Here is a 15,468-nt window from a genome sequence, read left to right as displayed (position 1 = left end):
ATCGAGTGATCGATTGCTGACAACTACGGAGGCTTTGGTGACGAGGGATGTGACGACCTATCGACTGGCCGTCCTGGGCGCGGGCGTGATGGGGGTCGGCATCTCGGTGCTGGCCCTCGGGCGTGGCGTTCCGGTGGTGCTGGTCGATGTCGACCCGGAGAGGCTGGACCAGGCCCGCGGCCGGGTCGAGCAGGAACTGCGGCTGGCCCAGCTGATGGGGGCCAGGGCCGAGGACGCCCCGGTCGGCGAGCTGGTGACCACCGGCTCGCTCGCCGACGTGGCCGGCGCCGACGCGGTGATCGAGGCGGTCACCGAGGACGCGGCGCTGAAGGTGAAGGCACTGACCGAGGTCAGTGCCGTGGTGCCCCGGGGCACCCTGCTGGTGACCAACACCTCGTCCATCCCGGTCGACGAGACCGCGCTTCAGGTGCCGCGCCCCGAGGACCTGGTGGGCGTGCACTTCATGAACCCCTCCTACCTGATCCCGACCGTGGAGGTCGTGCGCGGCTCCCGGACGGGCGACGCCGCAGTGGCGTCGGTGCGGGAACTGCTGGCGGTGCTCGACCGCAAGGGCGTGTTCGTCGGCGACGGCCCGGGCTTCGTCACCAGCCGGGTGCTGCACCGCATGATCAACGACGCGGTGCGGATCGTGGAGGAGGGCCGGGCGAGTGCCGAGGACGTGGACACGCTGATGCAGGACTGCCTCGGCCACCGCACCGGACCGCTGCGCACCGCGGACCTGATCGGCCTGGACAACCTGGCCGACTCGCTGCGGGTGCTGTACGAGCGCACCGGTGACGAGGGCTGCCGCCCGTGCGACCTGCTGCTTCGGAAGGTCCGCGACGGACACCACGGACGCAAGAGCGGCCGCGGCTTCTACACCTACACCGGGGTCCACGTCTGATGGCCGGACAGGTGGCAACGAGTCCGGAACTGCTGGACTACGTACGGGAGATGTCGCTCCGCGACGACGAGGTGCTGGCCGCACTCCGAGCGGAGACGGCCGGGATGCCGATGCTGCAGGCGATGCTGGTGCTGCCCGAGGAGGCGCAGTTGCTCGCTCTCCTGGTCCGGCTCACCGGAGCGTCCCGGGTGCTGGAGGTCGGCACGTTCACCGGCTACAGCAGCCTGTGCATGGCCCGTGCGCTGCCGCCCGGCGGGCGGGTGGTGACCTGCGACATCAGTGAGCGCTGGACCTCGGTGGCAGCGCGCTACTGGGAGCGCGCGTCGGTCGCGGACCGCATCGAGCTGCGGCTCGGTGACGCTGCCGAGACCCTGAAGACCCTGCTGGCGGAGGCCGGTCCGGACAGCTTCGACCTGGCCTTCATCGATGCCGACAAGGCCAACTACCGGACGTACTACGAAGACGCGCTGGTGCTGGTGCGGCCCGGGGGGACGCTCGTGCTGGACAACACCCTCTACTTCGGCAGGGTCGTGGACCCGGAAGCACAGGATCCGGACACCCTCGCCATCCGCGAACTCAATGCCCTGCTGCGCGACGACGACCGTGTGGAGATCTCCATGCTCCCGGTCGCCGACGGCATCACGATCGCCCACAAGAAAGCCGAGAGGAACCAGATATGACCGAGTCGCTGCCCACCCAGTTGTCCGCCCCCTCCGTCGAGGCAGAGCTGAAGGCATTCCTGGAGACGCGCACCAAGACCGTGTGGGAGTCCGACGCCGATCTGTTCGAGTCCGGGGCGGTGTCGTCGCTCTTCGCGATGGAGCTGGTGGTCTTCGTGGAGAACACCTTCGACGTCACCGTGTCCGGCCCCGACCTGACCCTGGCCAACTTCCGCACGGTACGCGAGATGGCCACCATGGTCCTCCGGCTGGCGGGCAGCGCCGGTGAGTGACGACCTCTCGAAGCTGGTCGCCGAGGCGGTGGGCGTCGAGGCCGCGGGCTGGGACCTGGCGGGCGTGATCCCGCGGGATCTGCTGCGCACGCTGGGTGCCCAGGGTGTGCTGTGCGCGGAGGTCCCGGCAGCCCTGGGCGGCCGTGGCCTCACCAGCCTGCGGAACGGTGAGCTCACGGCTGCGACCGGAGCGCTGTGCAGTTCGCTGCGGAGCGTCATGACCTCGCAGGGCATGGCCGCCTGGACCATTCAGCGGTTCGGCACCCGGGAGCAGCGTGCGGAGTACCTCGCCCGTCTCACCGGTGGTGAACTGGCCGCCGTGGCGTTCAGCGAGCCGCAGGCCGGCAGTGACCTGGCGGCGCTGGGCACCCGGATCCGCCCCGACGGCGACTCGGTCGTCGTCGACGGCCACAAGGTCTGGTCGACGGCCGCCGCCTACGCAGACCACCTGGTGGTGTTCGGCCGCTTCGGTGACGGCGCGGCCGCCGTGCTCGTGCCGGCCACCACGCCCGGGGTGCGGGTGGAGAAGGTCGCCGACCCGCTCGGCTGTCGGGCGGCCGGGCACGCCGGTCTGGTCCTGGAAGGCGTGCGGCTGCCCGCCGCCAACGTGCTGTCCGGGACCAGCCAGCCGCTGGGCCTGCTCACCACGATCGCGCTCAGCTACGGGCGGATGTCGGTGGCCTGGGGCTGCGTGGGCATCCTGCGGGCCTGCCTGCGGGCCGCCGCGGCACATGCCAAGTCCCGCGAGCAGTTCGGCAAGCCGCTGGGTCGGCATCAGCTGGTGGCCCGCCATCTCGCGGAGCTGTTGGTCGCCGAGCAGACCGCCACCCGGGTCTGCGAGCACGCCAGCCGCTGTTGGGACGACCGCTCCGCCGAGCTGACGCAGGCGGTGGTGCTGGCCAAGCACGTCGCGGCCGGCAATGCCGCCCGCGGGGCGTCCGTCGCCGTGCAGGTGCTCGCCTCGGCGGGTTCCCAGGACGGTCATGTGGTGGCCAGGGCGTACCGGGACGCCAAGTTGATGGAAATCATCGAGGGCAGCAACGAGATCAGCCAGCTGATGCTGGCGGAGCGCGTGCTGGAGGGGGTGGCATGACCATCGGCATCGGAGCCGTGCACTGCCTCCTTCCGCATCAGCGGGTGCCCGTCACCTCGCTGCCGGAGGTGTCCGGGCTGAGCGCGCAGGAACTGGAGTTCGCCGATCAGGCAGGTGTTCGTACCGTCGGCGTCTTCGAGGGCGTCGAGCCCACGGAACTCGCTGCCCGGGCCTGCCGCGAGCTACTGGCGGCGAACCCGGGCGAACCGGACATGATGATCCACATCGCCTCGCGCGCCCCTGACGTCCTGATCGGCTCGGACGCCTGCCACATCCAGGACGCCGCCAAGCTGGCCGGCACGTTTCCGCTCACCGTGGACGGTCTGGGCTGCGCCGGCTCCTCGGTCGCCTGGGGACTCGCCCGCGACCTGCTGCTTGCCGACCCGTCCCGGGAGAGCATCCTGATCACCTACGGCAGCCGGCCCACCGGCGCCGACCGGGTCCGCTACCCCGTCACGGTGATCGGCGACGGAGCGTTCGCCATGACCATGGTGCGCGGCGGCCGGCCGGTGCTGAAGGCCCACCGGCAGGAGGCCGACGGCAGCTTCCACGACCTGTTCAAGGTCGACTACAAGCGCACGCCGTTCGAGCAGTGGCGCGAGGAATGCTCCTCGCGCGACCGCTACAGCTTCGAACTGGCCATGCACAGCCGGACCCGGCTCGGCCGGCTCGTGGACGAGGTGTTGGCCGAAGCCGGTATCACGAAGGACGACGTCGCCGCGACGCTGATGCAGAACGTCACCGCAAGCGCGTACCAGTTCTACGAGCGCACGCTCGACCTGCCCATCCATCGGGTCTGCGGAGTGCATCTGGCGGAGCTGGGCCACCTCGGTGCGATGGACGTCGTACTCAACCTGGACCGTCTGCTCGCCGTGGGAGGGCTGGAGCGTGGGGACCACGTCGTGGTGCTGAGCAACAGCCCCGTGGCCGCGTGGACCGTGACCCTGTGGGAAGTCTGACCGGATCTTCCGGGAACTTGGGAGGGAAGAGGCTCGTGCAGGAGCAGCACACCACCGTCAAATGCCTGGTCTGGGACCTGGACAACACCCTGTGGAACGGCACCTTGCTGGAGGACGAGGAGGTGCAGGTCTCCGACGCCGTCCGCGAGGTGGTCGTCGCGCTCGACGCGCGGGGCATCCTCCAGTCGGTCTCCAGCCGCAACGACCACGAGCACGCCTGGACCCGGCTGGAGAAGCTCGGCCTGGCCGAGTACTTCGTCCTGCCGCAGATCGGCTGGGGGCCGAAGTCCGACTCGGTCAGGGCGATCGCCGAGCAGCTGAACTTCGCCCTGCCGACGATCGCGTTCATCGACGACCAGCCGGCTGAGCGGGCAGAGGTCGAGTTCAACCTGCCCGAGGTCCGCTGCTACGCCGCCGACCGGGTCCTGTCACTGCCGGGCCTCGGCGAGTTCAGCCCCGCAGTGGTCACCGGCGATGCCCGGCGACGGCGCGAGATGTACCAGGCGGGCTTCCGCCGTGACACCGAGCGTGACGAACACCGAGGCAGCGACGAGGAGTTCCTGCGGTCCCTGGGGCTGGAGCTGCGCATCGAGCGGGCCGGGGACGAGGAGATAGCCCGGGTCGAGGAACTCACCCTGCGCACCAGTCAGATGAACGCGACCGGTGTGCACTACTCCGACGAGGCACTGCGCGCGCTGGTGGCGGACGAGCGGCACGAGGTCCTGGTCGTCACCCTGACCGACCGCTTCGGCCCGCACGGCGCGGTCGGTGTGATCCTGGTGGAGCGTCTGCCCGCCGTATGGCACCTGAAGCTGCTGGCGACGTCCTGCCGCGTGGTGTCGTTCGGGGTCGGTGCGGCGCTGCTGCGCTGGCTGACCGACGGGGCCGCCGCGGCCGGTGTGCACCTGGCGGCGGACTTCCGGCGTACGGAACGCAACCGGATGATGGAGGTCGCCTACCGCTTCGCCGGCTTCCAGGAACAGGCCTGTGCCTGCCTGGGGCCGCTGACGACGGTCGCCGACGTGCAGGCGCTGCACCTCGAACCCGCACGGCAGGACGCTCCAGGACACCTGCGGGTGCTGGCGCCCCGGCTGTTCTCCGCCGATGCCGATGCCGATGCCGGCGCCGACCTCACCGAGTGGGCTGCCGCGGACCACTGAGCTGCCGCCACCGATCGCACACCCATCCACCGTGTAAAGGGAGTTCCACGCAGTGCGGCAGAAGACCGTGCTCATGTTTGCCGGCCAGGGGTCCCAGTACTACGGGATGGGACGCGAACTCCTCTCCAGCGACCCGGCGTTCCGCAGGTCCATGTACACGCTCGACGGCGTGTTCGCCGACTTCGGGATGCCGGGGGTGCTGGAGGAGATCTACCGGGACGACCGGGGGCCGGCCGAGCGCTTCGACCGGCTCGCGTACACCCACCCGGCGATCCTGATGATCGAGCTCTCGCTGGTCGAGACGCTGCGCTCGCGGGGCGTCGAACCGGACTACGTACTGGGCGCCAGCCTCGGCGAGTTCGCCGCGGCCACCGCGGCCGGTGCGCTGACGGTGGAGGACCTGGCCCGGACGATCGTCCGACAGGTCCTGCTGGTCGAGGAGAACTGCCCCCCGGGGGGCATGGTCGCGGTCCTCGACGACGTCGCCCGGTACGAGCGCAACGAGGAGGCCCGGCCGGGGCTGGAACTGGCGGCGGTCAATTTCGACCGGCACCTGGTGCTGTCCGGACCGCTCGATGCACTGGCGGACCTGGAGAGCGGGCTGAGGAGACGGGCGGTGCCGTACCAGCGGCTGCCGGTCGGCTACGCCTTCCACTCCGCGCTGATGGATTCCGCAGCGGACGAGTACCACCGGGTGCTGTCCGGGCTGGAACTGCGCCGGCCGTCCGTGCGGGTGGTCTCCTGCGAGACCGCCAGGACGCTCGACCGGGTCGACACCGGCCATTTCTGGCGGCTGGTCAGGTCCCCGATCCGTTTCCAGGAGGCCGTACGCCACCTCGAATCACTCGAACCGGGCGGCCTTCGCTATGTGGACCTCGGGCCCTCGGCCACCATGGCCAACTTCGCCCGGCACAACTTCCCGAGCGGGTCCCTCTCGACGACGGTCCCGCTCCTCGACCCGTTCAACCCTGCCGGCCGGGCCCTCGACCGGATCACCAGTCTTGCCGGGACCGGCAGCGGTGCCGCGATCCGGAAGCAGCCGGCCCGCACGCAGCAGCTCGGCGTGAACCCTTCCCACGCACGTCCGTCGCATCGGGGTGTCACTGTGAAAGCCATTCTCTTTCCCGGCCAGGGATCGCAGTCCCGCGGTATGGGCGGTGAACTGTTCGGGCAGTTCTCCGAGCTGACCGCCGAGGCCGACAGCATTCTGGGCTACTCCGTCCAGCGGCTGTGCCAGGGCCAGGACCCGGACCGTTCGCTGGACGCCACGCAGTTCACCCAGCCCGCCCTCTTCGTGGTCAACGCGCTCTCGTACCTCGCCAGGGTGCAGACCGGTTCGTACCGCGCGGACTACTTCGCCGGACACAGCCTCGGCGAGTACAACGCGCTGTTCGCCGCCGGGGCCTTCGACTTCGCCACCGGGCTGCGCCTGGTACGCAAGCGGGGGGAACTGATGGCCCGGACGGCCGACGGGGGCATGGCCGCGGTCGTCGGACTGAGCGAGCCGGCCGTACGGGCCGTACTGGCCGCGCCCGGGCTGACCGAGATCGACCTGGCCAACTTCAACGGCGGCGACCAGATCGTGGTGTCGGGGCCGCGGGAGGCCGTCGAGTGTTCCCGGCAGGCCTTCCTCGACGCCGGGGCGAAGGCGTGCATCGTGCTGCGGGTCAGCGGCGCCTTCCACTCGCGCCACATGGCCCCCGCCCGGCGCGATTTCGAGGAGTTCCTGGGCGGCTTCGGCTTCCAGCCGCTGACCACGCCGGTCGTTGCCAACGTCACCGCGCGCCCGCACGCGGAGGGGACGATACGTGCCGCGCTGGCCGAGCAGCTGGTGCGGCCCGTGCGCTGGGAGCAGACCGTGCGGTACCTGCTGTCCGCAGGGGAGGCCGAGTTCGAGGAGGTCGGGCCCGGCACCGTACTGACCGGACTGGTGAAGAAGATCCGGGCGGCGCCCGTCGTCGTGCGCGACCCGCAGCCCGCCCCGGTGGCCCCGGCCGTGCCCGAGTCGGCCGGCTCCGGGCTGCGGGCCGAGGACCTGGGCAGCGCCGACTTCCGCGCCGCGTACGGCGTGCGCTACGCCTACGTCTGCGGCTCGATGTACCGCGGGATCGCCTCGGAGGAGATGGTGGTCAGGGCGGCGAAGGCGGGTCTCCTCGCCTTCTTCGGCACCGGCGGCCTGGACCGGAGCCGGATCGACGACGCCATCACCCGTATCTCCGGACAGCTCGGCGCCGACGGGCCGTACGGCATGAATCTGGTGCACAACCCGACCCTGCCCGGAGTCGAGGACGACACCGTCGAGCTGCTGCTCGCCCGCGGGGTGCGCAACCTGGAGGCCTCGGCCTTCATGAAGGTCACCCCGGCGCTGGTCCGCTACCGCCTGGCCGGTCTCACCAAGGGTGACGACGGCGAGGTGGTGATCGCCAACCGGGTCATCGCCAAGGTCTCCCGTCCCGAGGTGGCCGAATGCTTCCTCTCCCCGGCCCCCGAGCGGATCGTCAGCATGCTGGAGGAGCAGGGTCTGATCACCGCCGAGCAGGCCGCGCTGGGCTCCCGGGTGCCGATGGCCGACGACCTCTGCGTGGAGGCGGACTCGGGCGGGCACACCGATCGGGGCCAGTCGCTCGTCCTGCTGCCGACCATGGTCCGCCTGCGGGACCGGCTGGCGGCCGAGTACGGCCGCACCACCCGCGTCCGCGTCGGCGCGGCAGGAGGCATAGGCACCCCCGAGGCAGCAGCCGCGGCCTTCGTGATGGGCGCGGACTTCGTCCTCACCGGGTCCGTCAACCTCTGCACCGTCGAGGCCGCGATGAGTCCGGCGGCGAAGGACATGCTGGAGCAGATCAACATCCAGGACACCGACTACGCGCCGGCCGGAGACATGTTCGAGCTCGGGGCCCAGGTGCAGGTGCTCAAGCGCGGGGTGTTCTTCCCGGCACGCGCCCGCAAGCTGCATGAGCTGTACCGGCACCACGAGTCCCTCGACGAGATAGACGCCGCGACGCGCACGCTGATCGAGACCCGCTACTTCCGCCGCACCTTCGACGAGGTCTGGCGCGAGACCGAGGCCTATTTCGCGGCGCGGGACGCGCGCGAGGCAGAGAAGGCCCGGCAGAACCCCAAGCACAGGATGGCGCTCGTCTTCCGCTGGTACCTCGGCCACAGCCAGCGGATCGCCATGGACGGCGTGGAGGAGCGCCGGGTCGACTTCCAGGTGCACTGCGGCCCGGCGCTGGGGGCCTTCAACCAGTGGGTCAAGGGCACCGCGATGGAGAGCTGGCGGAGCCGTCACGTGGACGAGATCGGAATCCGGATCATGCGGGAGACCGCGACCTGCCTCACGGAGCGGCTGAACCTTCTGGTGAAGGCGGGCGGGGCGCGATGACGACGACCCACGACCCGGCCACGCCCTCCGAGGACCGCCGGATCGCGGTGGTCGGCATCGGCTGCCGCCTGCCCGGAGCCCGCGACCAGCGGCAGTACTTCGCCAACCTGCGCGCCGGCGTCCACTCCATCCGGGAGATCACCCCCGAGCGGTGGGACCCGGCCGAGTTCTACTCCCCGGACATCACCGCGCCGGGCCGCGCCGTCAGCAAGTGGTGCGGCACCCTCGACCAGCCCTACGCGTTCGACCACGGCTTCTTCCGGGTGTCCCCGAAGGAGGCCAGGCTGATGGACCCCCAGCAGCGCCTGCTGCTGGAGGAGACCTGGCACTGCGTCGAGGACGCCGGTATCGCCCTGGGTGCGCTGCGTGCCGCCCGGACCTCGGTGTACGTCGGGGTGATGGGCCGGGACCACCTCCAGCTGGCCGCCCAGCCCGGCACGGAGGTGGAGAGCCACTCCGCCCTCGGCGCCTACGACTGCCTGCTGGCCAACCGGATCTCGCACGCCCTCGGCCTGCGCGGCGCCAGCCTGTCCGTCGACGCGGCGTGCGCCTCCTCCCTGGTGGCGGTCCACACGGGCGTCCAGGCCCTGCTGGCCGGGGAGACCGACTTCGTCCTGGCGGGCGGGGTGAGCCTCAACCTGCACCCGTGGAAGTACGTCTCGTTCTCCAAGGCCCGCATGCTCAGCCCCGAGGGCCTGTGCAAGACCTTCGACCGGGACGCCGACGGCTACGTACCGGGCGAGGGCGCGGCCATGGTCCTGCTGCGCCGCCTGGACGACGCCGTCCGCGACGGGGACCACATCTATGGAGTTCTGGCCGGCAGCTCCGTCAACCACGGCGGTCACCGCCGGACGGTCACCGAGCCGACGGTCGAGTCCCAGCGCCTGGTGATCTCCGCCGCGCTGGAGCGGGCCGGTGTCGAGCCCTCGTCCATCACCTACGTGGAGGCGCACGGCACCGGAACCTCCCTCGGCGACCCGATCGAGGTCGAGGCGTTGCGTCAGGTCTTCACCGCCGACACGCGGCCGGCCGGCTCCGGACCCTGCTGGGTCGGATCGGTCAAGCCCAACATCGGGCACCTGGAGGCGGCGGCCGGAGTGGCCGGACTGATCAAGGTCCTGATGATGCTGCGGACCCGCCGGATACCGCCGAGCATCCACCTCACCACTCCCAACCCGCTGATCGACTTCGAGGGCGGTCCGTTCCGCTGGACCACCGAGGAGATCGAGTGGGCGCCCGCACGCCGGGGCGCGCCGCTGCGGGCGGGCCTCAGCTCCTTCGGCATGGGGGGCGTCAACTCCCACCTGATCGTGGAGGAGTACCGCCCCAAGGGCCGTCGGCGCGCGGCCCGCCCCGCGGATGTCCTGCGGGAGCACCCCTTCGTCCTCTCCGCCCGCTCGCCCGAGTCCCTGGACCTGCTGCTGTCCGCCTGGCGGAAGACGGTGGCCGAAGAAGGCTGGGCGGACGAGCCGGCCGGCGACATCTGCGCCACGCTGGCCACCGGCCGGGAGCACCTGCCGTACCGCGTCGGCGCGGTGGTCCGCTCGGCCGATGACATCGCCGCCCTCGTCGCGGGTGCCCGGGCCGGGCAGGCGTCGGCCACGGAGCCGCGATTCCGGCTCCGGGTCGCCGGAACCCCCGGACTGCCCGGCCGCAAGGAGCTCGGTGCGCTGCTCCGCTCTGCGCCGTACGTGAACACCGTTCAGGCGTTCACCCAGGAGTCGCCCGAGGCCGCGGCTGCCGTGCGTGCGCTGAGCTCCAGCGAGCGCGGGCCGCGGGAGACCTGCTTGTTCGGCTATCTGACGCTGCGCGCCCTGCTGGACCTGGGCCTGCGTCCGGCGGACGTCACCGCCGGCGGTACGGGGCTCTGGCCCGCGCTGGCGGCGGCGGGCGCCCTCGACTGGCGGTCGGCGTTGGCTCTGGCGGAGGGGTCGCAGGGTGCGGACGCAACCCTGCGGGCGCCGCGCATTCCGTTCGTGGAGCCTGTCACCGGCCGGGTCCTCCAGCCCGTCCTCGTCGACCGCGAGTACGTCGACGGTCTGCTGGACGGTCTGCTGGTGCCGGACGAGGACATGGCGGGTGTGGCCGGGCAGGCCGCGAACCTGGTGGACGGTCAGCACACCTTCCGGGCCAACCTCGACGAGTGGAACCGTCTGGTCGCCGCGCGCGGCCTGGGCGAGGCGCTGCTGCCGATGGACGGCGCCGGCCTCGTGGCCGCCATGGAGGAGGAGGGAAACGGCCCGCGCGCCCTGGTCCGGGCCCTGGCCCTGCAGAACGCGCTCGACCGGCTCCACGGCAAGTGGGGCCTGCCGCAACGGCGGGCGGTGCACGAGCCGCGCGCCGTGGAGTTGCTCGACCTGCTGGCCGACGGCGTGCTCACCCCGCAGAGCCTGCTCGCCCTGATCCACGGCGATGACGCGGAGCGGGCCGAGGCAGTGGCCGAGGCGCAGAGCCGTGCCCACCGGGTCGTCTCCTCCGGGCGTGGTTACCGGCTGCTGCGTGCCCACGGCGCCCTGCCTGCCGGTCTCGAAGCCGCCGAGGGCTGGGCGGAGGCGGCGAACGGTGCCGACCTGCCCGCCGCCCCGGAGGGCACGGTGACCCTCACCGTGGGCACCCCCGAGGACTCCGGCGACCTCGTCATCGGAGGCATCGAGGACGCCTCCGACCTCGTCGCACCGCTCACCCGCCTCTGGCTGCACGGTGTCCCGGTGGACTGGCGGAGCTTCTACGCCGGACGGCCCGTACACCGGCGTCCGCTGCCCACCACGGAGTTCGTCCGTACCGAGCACCGGACCCCGGTGGCCGCCGTCGTGCCCACGACGGTGCCCGCGTCGGCGGCCGCCGCCGAACACCGGCTGATCGAGGTGCGCGGGGATTGGGAACACCGTGAGATCACCGGCTCGCGAGTGGCCGGCACCTCCGTGCTGGTGATCGCCCCGTCCGGGAACCTCCGGGCCCAGGCCGAACGCGCCCTGCCCGGACGGCGGCTCCACGTCGTCGGCTTCGGCTCCGCATACCGGCGCGAGGGCGATACCTGGACCGTCCGGCCGACGGAGGAGTCCGACTGGCTCCGGCTCGTCGCCGACCTCGCCGATCGGGGCGGACTGCCGCGTTCCATCGTCCGGATCACCGGCGACCTGGCCGACGGCAGCCTCGACGAGCGGCTGGCAGCCGGCACCGAGGCCACCTTCCTGCTGGCCAAGGCGGTGGCAGCGGTCCGCGACGAGGAGCCGGTGCTGATCCTGGACGTCCAGCCGCACACGGGTGCCGGGCCGGCGCCCGAGTACCTCGCGGTCGCCGGGCTCGCCCGCTGCCTGCGCCGGGAGAGCAGCAGGATCCGGCTCCGCGTCATGGCCGTGGAGGGGGGCGCGAGCGAGCCGTCGGTCTGGGAGCGGATCGCGCGCGAGCTGTCGGCGGACGGGACCGCGGACATCGTCCGCCACCGGGGCGCCGACCGGCAGGTACGCAGCTTCGTCGAGACCGGTCCGGCCTCGGGCGAGGGTCCGGGAATCCGTCCCGGCGTCTATCTGGTCACCGGAGGGGCGGGCGGGCTGGGCCGCCTCGTCGCCCGGCATCTGCTCGCGAAGGACGGCGTGCGGGTCGCCCTCGTGGGCCGTTCCCCGCAACCCGGGGACCTGCCGGAGCTCGGATCCCCGGACCGGCTCGCGTACTTCGCGGCGGACGTCACGGACCTCGCGGCCACCGAAACCGTGGTCCGGGCCGTGCGGGACCGCTTCGGGCCGGTCAACGGAGTGATCCACGCCGCCGGGGTGCTGCGCGACGGCTTCCTGGTGAACAAGACCCTGGACGACTTCCGGACCGTACTCGCGCCGAAGGTGCGGGGAGCCGTCAATGTCGACCTGGCGACCCGTGACGAACCGCTCGACCTGTTCGTGCTGTTCTCCTCCGTCGTCGCCGTCGCCGGCAACCTGGGGCAGGCGGACTACGCGGTCGCCAACGCGTTCCTGGACGCCTTCGCGGACGAGCGGGAGCGCCACCGCGCGGACGGCAGCCGGCCTGGCCGCACGCTCTCGATCGGCTGGCCCCTGTGGTCCGGCGGCGGCATGGCGGTCGCCAATGGAGCCGACACCGTGTTCCGTCTCGCCGACGGTCTCGCTCCGATGCCGCAGAGCGTCGGACTCGCGGCGCTGGACCGGGTGCTCACCGGCCCGGCCGGCACCCGCACCCTGGTCTTCGGCACCCCCGGCAACGCCCTGCGACTGGTCGCGGGCGTGCCTGGAGCGCCGCAGGCCGTCCCGACCGCCCGTCCCGGCTCGGCCACGGCCGAGAAGCTGGCGGTGCGCTATGTCACCGAGTTGTTCTCGCAGCTGCTGGAGATGCCGGAGAGCACGATCGACCCGGACCTCGGGCTCGACCAGTACGGTGTCGACTCGATCTTCATCAGCCAGTTCAACGCCAGGATCGAGCGGGAGCTCGGCCCGGTGCCGCAGACCCTGCTCTTCGAGAGCCGAACCCTCGGCCAAGCCGCCGGCCGGATCGCGGGGGAGCGGGCGGCGGAACTCGCCTCCCACTACGCCGAGACCGCCCCGGCGGACACGACCGCCCCGGCGGTGAGCGGCACGCCGGTGCCCGCGGCCGAGGTGTCCGAGCGGCCGACGGGACGGCAGGACATCGCCGTCATCGGTCTGGCGGGGCGGTACCCCGGCGCGCCCGACCTCGACCGGTTCTGGCACCAGCTCGCCGAGGGCCGCGACAGCATCACCGAGATCCCGCGCGAGCGCTGGGACTACCGCGAGCGCTACACCGACGACCCGGAGCAGGCCCTCGACGGCGGCATGTATTGCAAGTGGGGCGCCTTCCTCGATGGTGTGGACCGGTTCGACCCGCTCTTCTTCAACATCTCGCCGCGTGACGCCGAGCTGATGGACCCCCAGGAGCGCCTGTTCCTGCAGACCGCCTGGGAGGCGTTCGAGGACGCCGGCTACCCGCCGCACCGGCTCGGCGACCCCGCCGTCCCCGGTGACCGCGCGGTGGGCGTGTTCGCCGCCGTCACCACCCAGTCGTACCTGCTCTGGGGGCCGGACCAGTGGCGGGCCGGCAACCGCGGGATTCCCACCTCCACCCAGTGGTCCCTCGCCAACCGGGTCTCCTACTGGCTGGACCTGCACGGCCCCAGCATGCCCGTGGACACCGCCTGCGCGTCCTCACTGAGCGCGGTGCACCTCGCCTGCGAGAGCCTGGACCGGGGCGAGTCCCGCCTCGCTCTGGTCGGTGGCGTCAACCTCTACCTGCACCCGAGCAAATACGACTGGCTCTGCCAGATGCAGATGCTCACCCGCACCGGCAAGTGCCACACCTTCGGTGCGTCCGCCGACGGCTTCGTGCCGGGCGAGGGCGTCGGGGCCATGGTGCTGAAGCCGCTGCGCGAGGCGGTGGCCGACGGCGACCGCGTCCTGGGTGTGATCAAGGGGACGGCCGTCAACCACGGGGGCCGCACCAACGGCTTCACCGTCCCGGATCCGCGCGCGCAGGCCGAGGTGATCACGGCCGCGCTGCGTGCGGCCGGGGTGGACGCCGACAGCATCGGAGCCTTGGAGGCACACGGCACCGGTACGGCGCTGGGCGACCCGATCGAGATCGCCGGGCTCGCCCAGGCGTTCGCCGGCACCGGTCCCGGCACGGTCGCCATCGGTTCGGTGAAGACGAACATCGGCCACCTGGAGAGCGCGGCCGGAATCGCGGGCCTGACCAAGGTGCTGCTCCAGCTCCGGCACCGGCAGCTCGTGCCCTCTCTGAACTCCGAACCCGAGAACCCGAGGATCGACTTCGGGGCCACGCCGTTCCAGGTCCAGCGCACCCTGGCGGACTGGCCCGCCGAGCAGCGCCCCGACGGCTTCGAACTGCCACGCCGTGCGGGCATCAGCTCGTTCGGCGCAGGAGGAGCGAACGCACACGTGATCATCGAGGAGTACGCGGGACAGGAGGCGCCGCGGGGCGCTCAGGACGGAGAGCACGTGGTGGTGCTCTCGGCCAAGAGCGCCGAACGCCTGCGCGCTCACGCGGGCCGGATGGCGGGCGAACTGCGCGCACGAGCAGGTGAGTTGCGCATGTCCGAGGTGGCTCACCAGCTCCAGGTGCGCCGCGAGCCGCTGCCCGAGCGGCTGGCGGTCCTGGCGGACGACCCGATCCGCCTCGCCGGGCAGTTGGAGGCGTTCGCCGAGGGCCGGACACCCGAGGGTGCGTTCTGGTCCACCGGCACGGTCGCCACCGACCGGGCGGCAGCCCGGGAAGCCGTACCGCAGGTGCTGGCGGATCGTGATCTGGCAGGGCTGGCGCGCTGCTGGGTCGCCGGGGCGGCGGTTCGCTGGGAGGTCCTCTACGCTGCGCCGCTGCGCCATGTCACGCTGCCCGCCTACCCGTTCGCGCAGGAGCGCTACTGGCTTCCGGAGCTTCCGGAGCTTCCGGAGGCCGCCGGGAGCGAGGCCGCGGCCGCTGCTGTCGAGGGGCGGCATCCCTTCATCACGGAGACCTCGGCCGAAGGCACCGCGTTCGCGGTGGAGTTCACCGGTCGCGAGTTCTTCCTGGACGACCACCGGGTCGACGGCGAGCCGGTCTTCCCGGCCGTCGGCTACCTGGAGATGGTGCGCGCCGCCGTCGCCGCCAGGGGCCGGCGGGTACGCCGGCTCCGCAACAACGTCTGGTCCTCCGCCATCACGGTCGCCCGGCCCCAGCGGATCCGGCTGGAGCTGAGCGACACCGAGTACCAGGTCTTCAGCCTCGCCCCGGACGGCGAGCGGATCGTCCACGGCCAGGGGAAGACCGACCTCGCCCCGGACGGTGCGACGGAGGACCTGGACGAGACCCTGGACCTCGACGCCATCCGCGGCCGGCTCACCCGCGAGCTCACGGCCGCCGAGTTCTACCCGCGGATCCATACGCTCGGCCTCCAGCTCGGCCCCGCGTACCAGGGCATCGAGAAGCTGTACATGAGCGAGGACGAAGTCCTCTCGGAGATCAGCCTGCCCGGGCACCTGCATGGCAGTGCCGCGCCGTT

The 15,468-nt window shown here is 71.9% G+C and carries 8 protein-coding genes (1 of these 8 cut by a window edge); all 8 read left to right on the top strand.

All coding sequences use genetic code 11. The annotated features are described in order from the left end of the window. Nucleotides 1-37: 37 nt before the first annotated feature. Tightly spaced (at most 52 nt apart), the 8 genes in view from ACFYY7_RS07100 to ACFYY7_RS07065 form a layout consistent with a single transcriptional unit that may run on beyond the window. Nucleotides 38-904, top strand: coding sequence for a 3-hydroxyacyl-CoA dehydrogenase family protein (locus ACFYY7_RS07100; RefSeq protein ID WP_388658099.1), 867 nt, complete (start codon nt 38-40; stop codon nt 902-904). Further along, nucleotides 904-1,584 carry an O-methyltransferase gene (locus ACFYY7_RS07095; protein ID WP_388658096.1) on the top strand — a complete coding sequence of 227 codons (681 nt, stop codon included), beginning with the start codon at nt 904-906 and terminating at the stop codon, nt 1,582-1,584. Before ACFYY7_RS07100 ends, ACFYY7_RS07095 begins: the two co-directional genes overlap by 1 nt. Further along, nucleotides 1,581-1,856 (top strand): acyl carrier protein, encoded by a 276-nt coding sequence (locus ACFYY7_RS07090; RefSeq protein WP_388658093.1) that lies wholly within the window; start codon nt 1,581-1,583, stop codon nt 1,854-1,856. The genes ACFYY7_RS07095 and ACFYY7_RS07090 overlap by 4 nt, the downstream gene beginning before the upstream one ends. After that, nucleotides 1,849-2,949 carry an acyl-CoA dehydrogenase family protein gene (locus tag ACFYY7_RS07085; protein ID WP_388658091.1) on the top strand — a complete coding sequence of 367 codons (1,101 nt, stop codon included), beginning with the start codon at nt 1,849-1,851 and terminating at the stop codon, nt 2,947-2,949. Before ACFYY7_RS07090 ends, ACFYY7_RS07085 begins: the two co-directional genes overlap by 8 nt. Next, nucleotides 2,946-3,908 (top strand): 3-oxoacyl-[acyl-carrier-protein] synthase III C-terminal domain-containing protein, encoded by a 963-nt coding sequence (locus tag ACFYY7_RS07080; protein ID WP_388658088.1) that lies wholly within the window; start codon nt 2,946-2,948, stop codon nt 3,906-3,908. The genes ACFYY7_RS07085 and ACFYY7_RS07080 overlap by 4 nt, the downstream gene beginning before the upstream one ends. Nucleotides 3,909-3,943: 35 nt before the next feature. Continuing rightward, entirely contained in the window at nt 3,944-5,068 is a 1,125-nt protein-coding gene (locus ACFYY7_RS07075; RefSeq protein WP_388658086.1) for an HAD-IIIC family phosphatase, read from the top strand. 52 nt (nt 5,069-5,120) lie between these two features. Further along, nucleotides 5,121-8,453 carry an ACP S-malonyltransferase gene (fabD, locus tag ACFYY7_RS07070; protein ID WP_388658083.1) on the top strand — a complete coding sequence of 1,111 codons (3,333 nt, stop codon included), beginning with the start codon at nt 5,121-5,123 and terminating at the stop codon, nt 8,451-8,453. Next, nucleotides 8,450-15,468: the 5' portion of an SDR family NAD(P)-dependent oxidoreductase gene (locus ACFYY7_RS07065; RefSeq protein WP_388658080.1), read on the top strand. 11,980 nt of this gene lie beyond the right edge of the window; only the first 7,019 of its 18,999 coding nucleotides appear in the window; the start codon lies at nt 8,450-8,452; the stop codon falls past the right edge of the window. The genes fabD and ACFYY7_RS07065 overlap by 4 nt, the downstream gene beginning before the upstream one ends.

This window comes from Streptomyces sp. NPDC001933 (genome assembly GCF_042890955.1).
Taxonomy (GTDB): domain Bacteria; phylum Actinomycetota; class Actinomycetes; order Streptomycetales; family Streptomycetaceae; genus Streptomyces.
This window is presented reverse-complemented; position numbering and strand designations above follow the sequence as displayed.

Excerpts from the sequence above, each read along its gene's own strand:
- ACFYY7_RS07080 (WP_388658088.1), top strand. The coding sequence starts at position 2,946 with ATGACCATCGGCATCGGAGCCGTGCACTGCCTCCTTCCGCATCAGCGG.
- ACFYY7_RS07090 (WP_388658093.1), top strand. The coding sequence starts at position 1,581 with ATGACCGAGTCGCTGCCCACCCAGTTGTCCGCCCCCTCCGTCGAGGCA.
- ACFYY7_RS07095 (WP_388658096.1), top strand. The coding sequence starts at position 904 with ATGGCCGGACAGGTGGCAACGAGTCCGGAACTGCTGGACTACGTACGG.